The organism is Cumulibacter soli (assembly GCF_004382795.1).
Lineage (GTDB): Bacteria > Actinomycetota > Actinomycetes > Mycobacteriales > Antricoccaceae > Cumulibacter > Cumulibacter soli.
This window is the reverse complement of sequence record NZ_SMSG01000007.1, coordinates 80794-95978: the sequence shown is the minus strand read 5'-3', so window position 1 is coordinate 95978 and position 15185 is coordinate 80794. Positions and strand designations below refer to the sequence as shown.

The 15185-nt window shown below is 60.2% G+C and carries 13 protein-coding genes; 11 read left to right on the top strand and 2 right to left on the bottom strand.

All coding sequences use genetic code 11. The annotated features are described in order from the left end of the window. Positions 1–11: 11 nt before the first annotated feature. Both E1H16_RS15740 and E1H16_RS15735 read left to right on the top strand, forming a co-directional pair. Complete coding sequence (locus E1H16_RS15740; RefSeq protein ID WP_134324876.1) at positions 12–1460, top strand: MFS transporter; 1449 nt, start codon at positions 12–14, stop codon at positions 1458–1460. Positions 1461–1638: 178 nt separating this feature from the next. Next, positions 1639–3222 carry an ABC transporter substrate-binding protein gene (locus tag E1H16_RS15735; protein WP_166741801.1) on the top strand — a complete coding sequence of 528 codons (1584 nt, stop codon included), beginning with the start codon at positions 1639–1641 and terminating at the stop codon, positions 3220–3222. Positions 3223–3379: 157 nt separating this feature from the next. Here the strand turns inward: E1H16_RS15735 and E1H16_RS15730 are convergent, their stop codons facing one another. Then, positions 3380–4711, bottom strand: coding sequence for an acetyl-CoA carboxylase biotin carboxylase subunit (locus E1H16_RS15730; protein WP_134324874.1), 1332 nt, complete (start codon positions 4709–4711; stop codon positions 3380–3382). A gap of 398 nt (positions 4712–5109) precedes the next feature. Between E1H16_RS15730 and E1H16_RS15725 the strand changes: the two genes are divergently transcribed. From E1H16_RS15725 to E1H16_RS15685, 9 genes are all read left to right on the top strand, one after another. Beyond that, positions 5110–6345 (top strand): CaiB/BaiF CoA transferase family protein, encoded by a 1236-nt coding sequence (locus E1H16_RS15725; RefSeq protein ID WP_166741800.1) that lies wholly within the window; start codon positions 5110–5112, stop codon positions 6343–6345. A 29-nt stretch (positions 6346–6374) separates the two neighbouring features. Next, a complete protein-coding gene (locus E1H16_RS15720; protein WP_134324872.1) occupies positions 6375–7424 on the top strand; it encodes an ABC transporter ATP-binding protein in 1050 nt (349 codons plus the stop codon). Then, positions 7421–8437 (top strand): ABC transporter ATP-binding protein, encoded by a 1017-nt coding sequence (locus E1H16_RS15715; protein ID WP_166741799.1) that lies wholly within the window; start codon positions 7421–7423, stop codon positions 8435–8437. The genes E1H16_RS15720 and E1H16_RS15715 overlap by 4 nt, the downstream gene beginning before the upstream one ends. Positions 8438–8629: 192 nt before the next feature. After that, on the top strand, positions 8630–10075 hold the full coding sequence (locus tag E1H16_RS15710; protein WP_166741798.1) for an ABC transporter substrate-binding protein: 1446 nt from the start codon (positions 8630–8632) through the stop codon (positions 10073–10075). An 80-nt stretch (positions 10076–10155) separates the two neighbouring features. Further along, on the top strand, positions 10156–11097 hold the full coding sequence (locus tag E1H16_RS15705) for an ABC transporter permease (protein ID WP_134324869.1): 942 nt from the start codon (positions 10156–10158) through the stop codon (positions 11095–11097). A gap of 5 nt (positions 11098–11102) precedes the next feature. Continuing rightward, the gene (locus E1H16_RS15700) at positions 11103–12125 is read left to right on the top strand and encodes an ABC transporter permease (protein WP_208379098.1); all 1023 of its coding nucleotides are present in this window, start codon (positions 11103–11105) and stop codon (positions 12123–12125) included. Continuing rightward, positions 12125–13687: an acyl-CoA carboxylase subunit beta gene (locus E1H16_RS15695; protein ID WP_134324868.1), complete on the top strand. Its 1563-nt coding sequence runs from the start codon at positions 12125–12127 to the stop codon at positions 13685–13687. Before E1H16_RS15700 ends, E1H16_RS15695 begins: the two co-directional genes overlap by 1 nt. Positions 13688–13740: 53 nt before the next feature. After that, on the top strand, positions 13741–13962 hold the full coding sequence (locus tag E1H16_RS15690) for a biotin/lipoyl-binding carrier protein (RefSeq protein WP_134324867.1): 222 nt from the start codon (positions 13741–13743) through the stop codon (positions 13960–13962). Between the two features lie 99 nt (positions 13963–14061). Then, positions 14062–14712, top strand: coding sequence for a TetR/AcrR family transcriptional regulator (locus tag E1H16_RS15685; protein ID WP_134324866.1), 651 nt, complete (start codon positions 14062–14064; stop codon positions 14710–14712). A gap of 99 nt (positions 14713–14811) precedes the next feature. On the opposite strand, the gene E1H16_RS15680 is transcribed toward E1H16_RS15685, so the two are convergent. Further along, positions 14812–15171, bottom strand: a complete 360-nt coding sequence (locus E1H16_RS15680) for a TraR/DksA family transcriptional regulator (RefSeq protein WP_134324865.1) — start codon at positions 15169–15171, stop codon at positions 14812–14814. Between the last annotated feature and the right edge of the window lie 14 nt (positions 15172–15185).

The following is a 15185-nucleotide window of genomic DNA, read 5'->3' as shown; positions in this document are numbered from 1 at the left end:
GAGCGCTCAGGATGACGTCCGAACAGCGGAAACTACTGGTCGCGATCCTGGTTCCGCTGTTCATGTCGCTGCTGAGCATTTCGATCGTGAACGTCACGCTCCCGAGCATGCAGCATTCACTCGGTGCCTCTGACTCCGCGATCCAATGGGTGCTGTCGGGATACACGCTTGCGTTCGGGATCGTGATGGTCGCGGCCGGCCGCGCCGGAGATCTGCTCGGCCGCGGTCAGTTGTTCATCGCCGGCCTCGTGTTGTTTGGCCTCGGGTCGCTGGTCTCGGGTTTGGCCCCAACGCCGCTCGTGCTCAACATCGCGCGAATCGTGATGGGGTTGGGCTCTGGCTTACTCAGTCCGCAGACGGTGGGCATGATTCAGCAGTTCTTCGCGGGTAAGGCGCGCGGCGTCGCGTTTGGCGCTTACGGCAGCGTCGTCGGTGTGTCAGTAGCTGTGGGACCGGTGCTCGGCGGGCTGCTAGTGCTGGGATTCGGGCAGGAATGGGGCTGGCGGGCGTCATTCCTGATTAACGTCCCGATCGCCGTCATCGCGATGTTTGTGGGCCGACACTGGCTGCCGAAGGGTGCCTGGGTAGGTCCGAAATCTGTCGGTGCCGCGCCCGGCGCTCGGCCGAAAGTTGACTACGACCCTGTCGGCACCGTTATTCTCGCGGCCGCGATCCTGCTGATCATGCTGCCGTTCCTCGAGCGGAGTTGGGGAGCATGGATCTACGCGCTACTCGTCGTCGGGTTTGCCGCCGTATGGATCTGGGTGCGCTGGGAGAGGCGGTACGCACGTCGTGGTGGCGCGCCGATGGTCGACCTCGATCTGTTCCGTACGCCCAGCTTCTCGTACGGCGCAGCGTTGTCCGGCACCTTCTTCCTCGGCTTGCCGTGCCTGTGGGTGATTAACGCGCTATACCTGCAAAACGGGCTCGGGTTCAGTGCACTCGCGAGCGGCCTGATGGGGGTCCCATCGGCGATCTTCGCAGCGATAGTCCCGCTGATCACCGGCCGGATAGTGTTCAACTACGGCCGCAAGATGGTGGTCGCGGGTATCGGGGTTGCCCTGGTCGGCGTGGCCGCGTCGATTGTTGTCGTGCTGCTGCATCACTCCACCGGTCTGAGCGCGTGGTGGCTGTTACTGACGATGTCCTTCGTCGGCATTTCCCAAGGCATGGTGATCAGCCCTAATCAGACCTTGACGCTCGCCGAGGTGCCGGTCGAGTACGCCGGCAGCTCTGGCGGAATCATGCAGACTGGTCAGCGGATCGGGACTGCGATCGGCATCGCGATCATCACTGCGATCTACTTTATTGGCCTGCAGAGCGGTGGCTACGACACAGCGTTCGTCGTCGCTTACATCGGGATCGCCGCGCTGATGGTGATCTCTGGCCTGGTCGGTGTCGTCGACTTGGTGCGGGGCCGTGCGCGCCGTAAGACGCCAGAGTCTGTCTCCTCGACCTGAACCGCAGATGCGGTAGAGGTACGCCCCGACGCGAGTGCGCAGGTGCGGGCCCTCGGTCGAATTTCTCGCTCGGACGCGTGATTCATGCACCAGGTATTGCATACTCAATCCGTACGTAATACCGTTCCCCTCAGCCCGAACCTGACTTGTAGGGCAGGGCGGTATGAAAGGAACAGAAATGCGACAGCGCACAGGGATCGTTGCAGGTTTGCTGGGAGCGAGCCTATTGCTGGCGAGTTGCGGGGGTGCACCAAGCGGCGGATCCTCATCGCCCGATGACTCGCCATACAGCAACACCGTGCCCGTGGCCGACGAGTACGACGAGTCGGGCCACTTCGACTGGGGGTTCAGTTCGTTCCCGACCAACTGGGATCCGATCTCTAGCACCAACGGCGCGGATATCAACTTCTACGAGCCCGTGTACGACCGGTTGCTGCGCGAAGACCTCGACGGCCAGATCGAGCCGATGCTGGCGGTCGACTATCAGCCGTCCGCTGATGGGAAAACGCTGACATTGACGTTACGGGAGGGGTTGACGTTCTCCGACGGCACGCCTTTCGATGCGGACGCGGTCAAGTTCAATCTGGATCGCTCGCGCGGCGAGGGCAGCGCCTTGAGCGGAGAGCTTTATCAGATCGAGTCGGTCGACGTCGCTGACGAACTGACCGTGACGATCACCGTGTCGGGAGCTGTCGGCCCGCTGGTGACGGCCCTGGCGAACCGCGGCGGGATTATGGTTTCGCCCGCCGCCGTGTCCAGTGGCACGTTGACAGATGAGCCAGCTGGAATCGGGCCATATGTGGCATCGGAGATCATCACGGGCACCAGTGTTGACTTCGAGTTGACTGACGGATATTGGGACCCTGAAGCGCAACGGGTCGCGACAATGACGTATCACTTCATGGCCGATGATCAAACCCGGATCAATGCGCTCAAGAGCGGCGAACTCGACGGGGCTTACATCAATGCCGAGCAAATCGACACGATGTCGACGTCGGGGTTCGTGCCAATTGTCGCGCCGAGCTCGCAGTTCATCTACCTGCTGGTGAACGCTGGGAAGGCGCCATACGACAATCCCGAGGTGCGCAAGGCGCTCAACATGGCGATTGACCGGGAAGCTATCTCGCAGGGGCTGTACGACGGTTATTGCACGCCGCAGATTCAGCCGTTCCCGTCATCCAGCCCTGGGTACAGCGACAAGGTCGGGGATGGCTTGGACGTGCTCGGATACGACCCGGAGCAGGCAAAGCAGATCCTCGAAGACGAAGGCGTTTCCAGTCTGGAACTTTCTACGGTCACACCGAACGTCACGATCTACACCAAATTGGGCGAGGTCATACAGGATGAGCTCGCCGATGTGAATATCGACGTGACATTGGTGCCGATGCCGTCCAACCAAATCGTGCATGAGTTAACTGAAACGCAGTCGGTTGATTCGCTCGCGACGATTCTCACCGGGATCAACGACCCGGATGTCATCAATTCGCGGTACATCAGCCCCACTGCACTGTTCAACGTAGGCGACGTCGAATATCCAGATCTTCTGACGTATGGGGCCGAAGGGGCCGGATCGTTGGACCCTGCGGAGCGTAAAGCGTCGTACGAGAAGTACATGGATGCGTGGGTCGCGAATCCGCCGCACCTGATTCCGATATGCATGATCCACCAGGCAACGGCTGTCGCCCCGAACGTCTCTGGCGTCAGCCAGCGGGCGAATGGTTACCCGGACCTGCGCGGAGTTGCCGTCTCGGCCGAGGCGTGAGGCCTCGTTCTTTATCGAAGTTTCTGTTCGGTGGATCTTGCTCCTAGTGGGGAAGATCCACCGACGAGGAGCGACTGGGTGGTTCTGCCAGCGCGCTCATACGTGTGGATGTGACCAGCGGTTGCCAGGCAGAGTTTAGATCCGTGTGCCTGCGGCATTAGCTAATCTGCCCGAGAAGGTTCGTGTCGTGGTCGTTGGCGGCGAACTGTGGTTGGTCAACCAGCCTGCGTACCAGGTCGAGATTGTTCTTCGGTCCTTCGATCTTGAAGGCGCTCGCTGCAGCCGTTAGTTGTTCAAGGGCAGTAACTCGATCGGGCGCATGGACACAAAGTTTCGCCATGAGCGGGTCGTAGAAGGTCGATACGGTGTCGCCTCTCGCGTAGCCGCTGTCAATCCGCAGATGGGGGCCCGTTGGTGGATCCCATCGTGAAATTCGTCCTGGCCCAGGCAGGAAGCGCACCGGATCCTCTGCGTACACGCGGAACTCGATAGCGTGACCGCGACCCGCCTGCTCGAGGAGATCCTGGTCGAGATCCTCGCCGGCTGCGATCCGAATCTGCGCTTCCACGAGGTCCAGCCCGCTCACCAACTCGGTCACGGGGTGTTCCACCTGAAGGCGCGTGTTCATCTCCAAGAAGTAGAAATCCCGACTATCTAGGTCAAGGATCATCTCGATCGTCCCCGCGCCGCGGTATTGAACCTGCGCCGCCGCCGCCCTTGCAATCTCGTATAGCCGAGTTCGTTCGTCGGAAGTCAGGATCGAACACGGTGCCTCCTCGAGAACCTTCTGGTGCCTGCGCTGCACCGAGCAATCTCGATCACCAACGACTGCGATAGCGCCGGAGTTGAGCCCCAGGACCTGTACCTCGACGTGACGGGCGCGGGAGATGTACTTCTCTAAATAGACGGCGTCACCGGCGAAAAAGCGTTGCGCGCGACTGCGAGTGGTCTCGAGGGCCGCCGTCAAGTCGTCGGGGGTGTGAGCGATGGACATACCGATTCCGCCCCCGCCCGAGGCCGCTTTCACCATAACGGGGTAGCCCATGGACGCAGCCCGACGGAGCGCGTCATCGATCTCGCCCAACGCTTCGGATCCGGGCACGACGGGGACGCCGGCTGCTCGCATCAACTCACGCGCGCGAACCTTCTGGGACATCGCCTCCATAGCGTGAATACCGGGACCGATCCAGATATGCCCGGCCTTGAGCACAGCGGCGGCGAACTCGACGTTTTCGGACAAGAATCCGTACCCCGGGTGAATAGCGTCTGCGCCGAGCGCCTCGGCTGCATCGAGGACAGCCGCTGTGTTGAGGTACGACGCCGTGGGCGGCCCTTCGCCAATGCGAACCGCGCGATCGGCCATCCGGACATGTTGGCCCTCCGCATCCGCGTCCGAATACACGGCCAGTTTCTCAAGGCCGAGCGCTTCGCAGGTACGAAAGATACGACAGGCAATCTCTCCTCGATTCGCGATCAGCACGCTCTTCATACGAATCCTCTCATCGACTCCTGCAAATAATGAATAGTCATTCAATCTCAAGGCGTCAACCTGTCGGCGACGACCAGTTGTCTCGACCTAAGATTGAGTCCTGCGCCCGCTGAGCGGAGATGCAATCCCGGGACTGTCGCGGAGACGCGAACATCTATGGCGTGGAGAACCCGTATATATAAGGAAATATGGTCTCGTTACGGAGCCAGGTTGTTGAAACTGCTTAGCTGACTGTCCTGGCGGTGCGCGTCCGAGAATCTTCGGCGGCCTATGTTGCAAATCACGTGGGCGCGTTGTAGCGTCCCTGAATGACGCTTCATTCAGGAACTCAATTTGGTGCTACCTGTTGTGCTGATGACGAGTTTCCTCCTGGAGAACGCCAGCGCTATCGAGCGCTGATGCGTAAGCCCGACGTGTGCTCGTCGGCGTGGGTCGTCAACCTCTACTACCGATATGGATTGGAGTCGATGTCTCCCATGGCCACCATGGAATCAACCTGTCTCGCGGGTGTCCGCGTGCTGGAACTGACGCACGCAATCGCGGGGCCGCAGTGCGGTCAGATCCTGGCCGATCACGGCGCAGACGTGATCAAGGTCGAGCCCCCAGACGGAGAACTAGCTCGTTCGTCATACCCACATGATGACAACGGGGAGAGCATCTACTTCAGTTGTCACAACCGCGGAAAACGCTCCGTGGTGTTGGACCTGAAGACGGATGAGGGGCTGGCGACCCTTAAGCACATGGTGAAGTCATCGGACGTCGTTCTCACGAACTACACCGTCGATGTCCCGGCCAAACTCGGGTGGGATTACGACACGCTCAAGTCGATCAATCCCGCGATCATCATGGTGCACGTGACCGGGTTCGGCGCGACTGGCGCAAACCGTCAGATGCGCGCGCTCGACGGCATCATCCAAGCCATGAGCGGCGTTCCGTACTTCACTGGGACGACTGAATCCGGATCCACGCTTACCGCGGCGTTCGTCGCTGACCACATCGCCGCGTATCACGCCGCTATTGCCGTGTTGTTCGCGTTGCTCAGACGAAATTCCAGCGGTGAGGGCGGGTTTGTCGACTTGAGCATGTTGCACGCGTACTCTGCAAGCCTTGCCCACGAGGTCGCTACCTCACTGGCTGGACAGATTCCGCAGCGAATCGGCAATCGCGTGGCAACTTCGTACATCAATACTTTCGCAACGACCGACGGCGAAGTGATCCTGTCGCCCATCGGTGCGGCCATGTGGACCAAGTTCTGCGAGGCTATCGGCAGACAGGATTGGTCGGAGTCGACCTCCTACGAGCAGGCGATCTTCGAACGTCGTGACGAAACCGAAGCCATCGTCGCCGAGTGGTGTTCGACGAAGACGCGGCAGCAAGTTGTGGACCTTCTCGTGCGGGCCGGCATTCCGTGCGGGCCCGTGCAGAGCCCGCTGGAGTACGCCGAAGCGGCGATCGCCGAGGGACTGGACGCGGTGGTCGACGTTCGCGCTCCGAGTGGGCGGACATTCACGGTTCCAGGGCCGATCGCGCCGGTCGGGCTGAATCAATCAGATAGGTCGCGGGTCGTGCCGCGGGTCGGTGAGCACACGGAAGAGGTGCTCGCCGAGTTCGGCCTGAGTGGGGCCCGATCGTGATTGCGGCCGCGGAATCGGAAGAACGGTCCGTGAATGCCCCTCGAGCGGGAAGTAACTGGTTCGAGGTGGAGGACTTGAATGTCTTCTTCGGCCACGGAAGTCGCGAAGTGCACGCAGTTCGTGATGTTTCGTTCGCCCTCGAGCGCGGCGAGGTTGTCGGTCTAGTCGGGGAGAGCGGTAGCGGGAAATCAGCGACGGGCCTGTCGATCTTGCAGCTTCACCCGAGCAGTCGGGCTAAAGTCACCGGTCGTGTAAGTGTCGATGGTAAAGATATTCAGGATCTCGGTCGCGCTGAAATGCAGCAGGTGCGTGGCAACGAGATCTCGATGATCTTTCAAGACGCATTGAGCGCACTGGATCCGGTATACACAGTGGGCAAGCAACTCGTCGATACGCTGCGAGCACACAACGACCTGAAGCGCGCAGCGGCGCGTGAGATCGCGGTCGATCTGCTCGCCAGCGTAGGGATACCGGAGCCGCGAAAGCGATTCGACAACTACCCGCATCAGCTGTCCGGCGGTATGCGGCAGCGCGTGATGATCGCGATCGCATTGGCCTGTGAGCCGAAGGTCCTCATCGCAGACGAACCAACGACGGCGCTCGACGTCACGATTCAGGCCCAGGTGCTCGACCTGCTGCGCGAACTCGCGGCTGCGCATGACACAGCGATCCTATTTATCTCCCACGACCTGGGAGTGATCGCCGAACTGTGCTCGCGTGTGCTCACCATGTACGCAGGAGAGATTGTCGAGCAGTCGTCCATCGACGACATGCTCGAGAAGCCATTTCACCCGTACACGTCCGGACTGATTCAAGCGCTTCCCGCGAATAACGCTGGGAGCGTAGGCGATCCGCTGGTCAGCATCCCAGGGCGAGTCCCGCCGCTGACCGACCTACCTGAGGGCTGCTTCTTCAATCCGCGATGCGCCCACCGGACCTCTGAGTGTGTAGGTGAGCATCCGCCCTTGCGGCATGTCCAGTCGACGCGAGCCACGCGATGCATCCGGTCCGAGCTGCTGGAGCTACCCGGAACGCTTCTCGGGCTCGACGATTCGGACACGCGGGGAGCCTCGCGATGAATGAAGCGACTGTCACGGAGGTACCCAGCAGGGACGCGACGGAGCTGCTCTCCCTGGAGAACGTATCGGTCGAGTTCCGAGTCTCACGACGTGAACGGGTACACGCCGTAACGGATGTGTCTCTCTCACTCAGTGCGAACGAGACGCTCGGCGTCATCGGGGAATCGGGCTCCGGAAAGTCCACTCTCGCCAGGGCCGTCATGGGGTTGGCGCCTATCGCAGGGGGAACGATCGAGGTCGCGGGCGACCGATCGGTTCCGCGTTCAGCCGGAACACGCCGGGACCGCGCAGCACAGGTTCAGATGATCTTCCAGGACACTCTCGATGCGCTGGATCCGCGACTATCTGCTCGAGAGTCCATCGCCGAGCCACTGATTGTTGCCGGAGGTTACTCGCGCGCACAGATCGCGACCCGTGTCGCAGACACGATCGAACTGGTCGGGCTTAGCCCTTCGCATGCGCAAAGTCGACCTCACGAACTGTCCGGCGGACAGCGGCAACGAGTCAACATCGCTCGCGCGTTGGTACTGGACCCATCAGTGCTGATCTGCGACGAGGCGGTGTCGGCTCTGGATGTCTCGATTCAAGCAGACATTCTCAACCTCCTTATGCGAATCCAAAGGCTCCGCGGCACGTCATACCTGTTCGTTTCGCATGACATCAGCGTCGTTGCCCGGGTGTGCGACCGCATCGCAGTCATGTATCTCGGACGGATTGTCGAAACTGGGCGCACCGAGGACGTTGTCCGCAATCCTTTGCACCCCTACACGGAAGCGCTGCTATCCGCAGAGCCGTTGGCCGTGCCGTCTCGTTTCCGGCCTCGCGACCGGATCGTGCTGAAGGGAGAACTGCCCAGTCCATTGAATCCGCCATCCGGATGTCATTTCCGTACTCGTTGCCGGTTCGCCACCGAACTGTGCAAGACGGTGCCGCCCACCGTTGTCGACCCGGAGTCGGGTCGAGCCACGACTTGCCATTTCGCCGGCGAGTTGACGCTGCAGTCCCGCCGATAGCCGCGTGGACCCCATTACCGGGACAAAGGAACAAGCATGACCATGAATAGCAGAAGACTACGACTTTTCAGATCTATCGTGATAGTGCCGATACTCGCGCTCGTGTTAGCGGCATGCGGCAGTTCGGGTGGCGACGAAAGTGATGCTGCGTCCCGCTCGTATGGCGACCCAGTTGCCGGCGGGGAATTGGTCGTGTCGACCGATGCGTCGCCGACCTCGCTTGATCCCATCCTGGGCGGCGCGGGCACCGACCATGTTTCGCTATACCCGTTGTACGACAGGTTGGTGAACGTCGGAGAAGATCTCACGCCGGAGCCTGGATTGGCTGAATCATGGGAATTCGTGGACGATTCGACACTCGTCTTCACGCTGCGGGCGGACCTAAAGTTCCAAGACGGTACGCCACTTGACGCCGAGGCCGTGAAGTTCAATATCGACCGGGCACGCGAACTACCCACCTCTACGGTTAAGGCAGAACTGGGCACAATCAAGGACGTTGAAGCTACCTCGGATACCGAGGTGACGATCACGTTGACCCAGATGGACGCTTCGCTGATCGGAGTGTTCGCCGACCGCGCGGGAATGATGGTCTCGCCGACCGCCGTCGAAGAATCCGGCGATTCGTTTGAAGTCAATCCAGTCGGTGCCGGGCCGTTCTCATTCGTCAGCTACGCGTCCGGCGATGAACTAGTGCTTACCAAGAATGAACACTACTGGCAGCCGGACATGCCTTATCTCGATGACCTCACGATGAAGTACATACCAAACGGCCAGACGGCAGACAACGCGCTGCTCGATCAGCAGATCGATATGTCCATCGTCGTGGGCGCGCAATCGATCGATTCACTCAAGGCTCAGCAGGGGATCGTCGTAGGAGTCGACACCTCGAGTGCGCAAGAAGCGTGCTACTTCAACGTGACCAAACCGCCGATGGATAGCAAGGCCGCACGTCAGGCGATCGCCTACGCCATCGATCGCGACGCGTTAACGGAGGCGCTGCTATTTGGGCACGGCGGTGAACCCGCAGATCAAATCTTGCCCAAGGCGCACTGGGCTTACCAGAAAGACCTTCCTGAGGAATACAAGTACGCGCACGATCCGAAGAAGGCCGCTGAGCTGTGGACTGAGGCGGGCGCAGACGGCGAAACGATCACGATCATCGGCTACAACTCGCCGGGTCAATCTCGGAAGCTGGAGATCATTCAGAGCCAGCTGGAAGAGGCTGGCATCGATGCGCAGATCCAAATGATGGATGTGGGCGCCGCGAACGAGGCCTTCTTCACCAACCATGAGACAGCGCTCTACTGCTCGGGCTGGTCGGGACGACCAGATCCATCAGCCGAGTACACCTCATTGTTGTCGCCGGAAGGATTCAGCGCTCCCAAGGGATGGGTCGGTGAAGGAGACAACGCCGGCGCTGACCTGAAGGAACTGGTCGATGCAGGAAAACTGGTGACGGATCAGGACGAGCGTGTCAAGGCGAATCGACCCCTAGTTGAGCTGACACGCGACGAGATGCTGTATCTGCCGTTATTACACACGCCACGGATCGTCGCTTTCCAAGACTATGTCGAGGGCTATCAGCCGACGCTGCTCGGGAAGCCCAACGTCAGTTTCCTATGGGTCACCAAGAACTAGTTCGAACCGGACGTCGGCGTTCTCTCGTGTGAGGTCGAAGCACCGCGCGCGAGGGACGCCGGCTCCCCGAAAGATCGGGCATGCGAATGGCATTGATGATTGCGCGTCGGCTACTTGCGATGATGCCGACGTTGCTCATAGCAAGTGTCGTGGTGTTCACGCTGATTCACCTGGTTCCGGGCGATATTGCGGTAACGGTCGCGGGTCAGGATGCGACCGACGAACAACTCACGGCTATCCGGCACGAACTTGGTCTCGACCAATCACTGGTGGCTCAATACGTGACATGGTTCGGCGAGGCTGTCCGCGGTGACTTGGGGTCATCATTGTTGACGGGTGAGTCGGTCGGGCCGTCGATCGCGCGCACGCTTCCGGTCACGCTCAGCATCGTGCTCGTGGCGCTAATCTTCGCGTTCGGCATCGGGCTCACTGCGGGGATCATCGCCGCATACAAAGCGAACGGCACCGTGGACCGGGTGGTGACCGGATTGGCGTCGCTTGGAGTGGCGATGCCGAACTTTTGGATCGCGCTCATCCTTGTCTCGGTGTTCGCGCTCGGGATGGGAGTCCTGCCTGCAACGGGCGGGGTGAGCATCTTCAGTGACCCGGGGCAGGGCCTGCTGCATGCGATTCTGCCGGGTTTCGCGATGGGAGTCGTCGGCGCGGCCGAGGTCGCGCGGCAGACACGGTCCGCGATGATCGTCTCGTTGGCGTCGGACGCTATTCGAACCCACCGGGCCAAAGGGTTACGCGAACGGTCGATCATGATTCGCGCGCTGAAGAATGCCGCTGTGCCACTGATTACGATCGGCGGACTCGTTCTCAATTCCTTCTTGGGTGCGACGGTCGTGATTGAGGCGGTATTTGGTGTGTCAGGACTCGGCGGCCTCATTCTGCGAAGCACCCTGCAAAAAGATTACCCGGTCATTCAAGCCGTCGTACTGACCATGGCGGTTCTCGTTATCCTCGCGAATCTCCTGGTGGACATCGCGTATCGAGTCGTAGACCCAAGGATTAAGTGAAAGTCATGTCGAATATGAATGGCGACACCGTGGCCGAGGTGTCAGACAACTCGGATAGCAGACGGGGATTAGGTGCGCGATGCTGGTTGATGCTGCGCAATGATCGCATTGCGTTCGTCGCGGCAATCTTTCTCGCGATCGTTGTTTTGTGTGCGATCCTGGCACCAATCATCGCCCCGGCCGATCCTAATAAGCAGGAGCTCACGGCGATTCTTCTTCCGCCGTCGGCAGACCATTTACTTGGAACTGACGATGTCGGCAGAGACTTGTTCAGTCGGCTCATATACGGCAGCCAGGTATCGTTGATAGCGGCGCTCATATCGGTCGGCGTCGGCGTTATTTTCGGAGTCGCGATTGGTGTGATTGCCGGATTTGCCGGCGGCTGGGTCGACGCCATCATTATGCGATTCGTGGACACGTTGCTCGCATTCCCCGCCTTGGTTCTCGCGATTGGTGTGGGAGCCGCACTCGGGCCGGGTTTGGTGAAAGCGATGGTTGCGGTCGGAGTCGTTTTTGCTCCGATTTTCGCGCGGCTGGCCCGTGGGCAAGTGTTGGCGCTGAAAGAGCGCCTGTTCATCGAAGTGGCGTCGACGTACGGCACGTCGAAGGCGCGGATAGTACGTCGTCACATACTGCCCAATATCGCGCGACCGATCGTGGTTCAAGCGACGTTCTTGATGGCCGTCGGATTACTGGCAGAGGCCGCGTTGAGCTTCCTCGGTCTCGGCGTTCGACCTCCGACATCTAGTTGGGGCTCGATGCTCAAGAGCGCATTCGACTTCGTAGCATCGGCGCCTTACCAGATATACGCACCGGGCGCGGCGATCGCTTTAACGGTGCTGGCGTTCAACCTATTGGGCGATTTCGCCAACGATGTCTTAGATCCAACTATTCCGGCTGAACGTGCCTCAAGGCGTGGTCGCAAGCGTGCGGCGAAGCCGCGTCGTGACGTATCGCCATCGGTTGCTCCACGCGACCGGACGCACGAGGCCGCTGGCCGCTCGAATCCAACCAAGGAAGGAAACTGATGGAAGCACGAACCCATGACCCAATCGACGAGATTCGGCTACGGCGTAGTTTCGCAGAACAGATGGGGGGAGAACAGCAGGTCCAACGGCAACACGATAACGGTCGTCTGACCGCTCGTGAACGGATCGCGATCCTCGCTGATCCGGGGACGTTCGCCGAGACTGGATACCTCGGCGGTCAAGGAACCTACGTTGATGGCCAGCTCGTCGCGTTCACGCCCAAAGGCGAGGTCATCGGATCGTGTGAGGTCGATGGTCGCCTGGTATTTCTGCATGCTGGCGACTTCACCATCAAGGGTGGCTCGGCGACCGCAGCGGATCACGGCGCCCTCGGCGCCGAGACGAGTGTCGTCGAACGCGCTAGGGAGTGGCGGGCTCCCTTTGTCAGATTGCTCGACGGCGCAGGCGGGAGCGTGCGCGGATTCTTAGAACTTGGACGCACGTACCTACCGGATGGCAACGCATTCACCAAACACGATGTCGAACTCCTACAGCACGTCCCAGTGGTGTCCGCGATTCTGGGGCCCGTCGCGGGCCTGCCAGCGATCGACGGCGTGATGTGCCATTTCAATGTCATGGTGCGTGACACTGCCCATCTATTTCCAGGTGGGCCGCCGGTAGTCAAGGCTGCACTCGGCATTGATGTCACGAAGGAGGAGCTCGGCGGCGCCGGAATGCACACTCGTAAGAGCGGCTCAGTGAATAACATTGCCGACAGCGAGGAAGATGCGTTGCGGCAGGTAAAGCGGTTCTTGTCCTATCTGCCGTCGAGTGTTGATGAGGTTCCTCAGCGGTCCGAGGCGCGGATGCCGCATCTGGACGCCGAGGCGCTTCGCGAGCTTATTCCGCAGAACAAAAGACAGCCCTTTGACGTACGAAAACTCATCGATGCCGTGGTCGATGGCGATTCGTTCTTCGAGATTTCACCCGATTATGGGCGCTCGCGAGTCACTGGGCTCGCCCGAGTGGACGGATACCCAATCGGGATAATGGCCAACAACCCTAAGCAGGGTGGTGGCGCAACTGACCCTGCTGCAGGCAAGAAGGCGATGCATCTCATTCAACTGTGCGATCAGTTCCATCTTCCGCTGGTGTCGTTCCCTGACGAACCGGGGTTCATGGTGGGCACCGAGGTAGAACAAGCGGGCATCGAGCGTGCCGGGGCCGAGCTTGTATGGACCACCTGCCGGAGCCGGATGCCGTGGATCACCTTCGTCGTCCGGCGAATCTTCGGCGTTGGCGGGCAAGTTCACCATCGACCAACCGGAATGTTTCGGCGATACGCGTGGCCAAGTGCCCAGTGGGGATCAATGCATATTTCGGGAGGCACCGCCGCCGCATTCAAGTCCGACATTGCAAACGCTGAGGACCCCGAGGCAAAGCGGTTGGAGATCGAAGCGACGATGGAGGCGATCGCCTCCCCGTTTAGGACGGCAGAAGTCACATTGCAAGACATCATTGACCCGGCCGAGACGCGTGACTTACTAGTCCGGTTTGTGCATGAGGCGCAGCGCGTTCTCGCGAGGCAAGTGGGTCCGCCGACGACGCCTTTCAGGCCGTAAATTTCACGTCGCGAAATACCTCGAAAAAGTATCGCGGAAGCAATGGAGGAAAAATGGCAGAGAACATCGTCGCGGAGATGACTGCGAACGTATGGAAAATCTTGGTGGGCGTAGGCGATGTTGTTGAGGAGGAACAGGAGCTATTGATTCTCGAATCGATGAAGATGGAAATCCCTGTTGCCTCGCCTGTCGCCGGCACTGTTGAATCAATCGCGGCTCCGGAGGGGAGCGCCGTGCGTGAAGGAGACACGCTTATAATCGTGAAGTCCGACTAGGGCGGCAACCGTGTATGCAGTGGCCGCTTGGTCGGTCACTGCATATACAACGCCCACTGGCTGGTAGGGCTGGCCGCTCAAACGGAATTCAAGGTTGCCATGGCGCGAAAGGGACTCGGCGGACCGACAGACCCGCAGGGGTCGATGGTAGTACTGCCCACTGATGAGCCCCTAGCGGCCTCGATATTGGCCGCAGCGGTGCAAGTATTTGGCTCCCGCGGTTACCACGGTACGAAGGTGAGCGACATTGCTGCCGCTGCCGGAGTGAGCCCCGGTTCGCTTTATAACTACTTCGACTCCAAGCAAGACGTGCTTTCCACCATCCTGCAGCGTGCGATAGACGTGATGCTGGCTGCGACCGAGATGGCTTTCTTTCATGCCGATCCCGACCCGGCCTCACGGCTGAAAGCGATCGTTGGCGCTGTGGTTACGACCTTCGCGACCGAGCCTGTAATTGGGCGAATTGGCGAGATTGAGCTTATGCAGGTGAATCCGGAGGACCGCAAACTCATCATCTCTAAGCGTCAGGCCGAACAACGAATCTTCGATCGAGTGATCGAGGACGGGGTCAACCGAGGCGTATTCAAACTCGAATTGCCTCGATACACCTCGTTGTTCGTTGTTTCTGCTTGCGTGGGCGTGGGCTCTTGGTTTGATCCGGGTGGGCGCGATTCTGTTGAGCAGGTCGTTGGGCGATATCAACGTATGGCTTTGAGCACGGTGGGATACGGAGTGTTCGAGGCGGAATAATCACCCGCGGCCGGGCTTGGCTGACTCGGTCTGGCGAAGTCGTCGAGCTGATGTAGACGGAGGCTGTCCGTCCGAACTTGGCGTTAGGTGCGCTCGTACTTACTGACTCGTGCGCTCGGCGCAGGGGAGGCAATACTCGGCGAATGGGCGTACCTCAAGCCGTCCTGCTGGTATCGGCTGACCGCACCGTTGACAAATTCCGTAATCGCCGGCGTCCAGGCGCGCGAGCGCGTCGTCGACCTGTGCCAACCTGGCGCGTGCGGCATCGGCCAATCCGGTGAGTCGGGACCATTCTGCCGACAGCGTCGCGCCGTCCGGATCATGTTCGTCGTCGTCGTTGGCATCGGAGCGATCGTCGCGCAGTGTCACCAACTCGGCCTGAGTTGCTGCCAAACGAGCAACCGCCTCCTCGCGCACTGCCGTGAGTGCTGCGCGAGAGTTGGTCGGCGGATCTTCCATCAGCCCACCCTATG

Bases quoted from the DNA above. Each gene is read 5' to 3' on its own strand.
- E1H16_RS15740 (WP_134324876.1), top strand. From the start codon at position 12: ATGACGTCCGAACAGCGGAAACTACTGGTCGCGATCCTGGTTCCGCTG.
- E1H16_RS15735 (WP_166741801.1), top strand. From the start codon at position 1,639: ATGCGACAGCGCACAGGGATCGTTGCAGGTTTGCTGGGAGCGAGCCTA.
- E1H16_RS15730 (WP_134324874.1), bottom strand. From the start codon at position 4,711: ATGAAGAGCGTGCTGATCGCGAATCGAGGAGAGATTGCCTGTCGTATC.
- E1H16_RS15725 (WP_166741800.1), top strand. From the start codon at position 5,110: ATGCGTAAGCCCGACGTGTGCTCGTCGGCGTGGGTCGTCAACCTCTAC.
- E1H16_RS15715 (WP_166741799.1), top strand. From the start codon at position 7,421: ATGAATGAAGCGACTGTCACGGAGGTACCCAGCAGGGACGCGACGGAG.
- E1H16_RS15705 (WP_134324869.1), top strand. From the start codon at position 10,156: ATGCGAATGGCATTGATGATTGCGCGTCGGCTACTTGCGATGATGCCG.
- E1H16_RS15700 (WP_208379098.1), top strand. From the start codon at position 11,103: ATGTCGAATATGAATGGCGACACCGTGGCCGAGGTGTCAGACAACTCG.
- E1H16_RS15695 (WP_134324868.1), top strand. From the start codon at position 12,125: ATGGAAGCACGAACCCATGACCCAATCGACGAGATTCGGCTACGGCGT.
- E1H16_RS15690 (WP_134324867.1), top strand. From the start codon at position 13,741: ATGGCAGAGAACATCGTCGCGGAGATGACTGCGAACGTATGGAAAATC.
- E1H16_RS15685 (WP_134324866.1), top strand. From the start codon at position 14,062: ATGGCGCGAAAGGGACTCGGCGGACCGACAGACCCGCAGGGGTCGATG.
- E1H16_RS15680 (WP_134324865.1), bottom strand. From the start codon at position 15,171: ATGGAAGATCCGCCGACCAACTCTCGCGCAGCACTCACGGCAGTGCGC.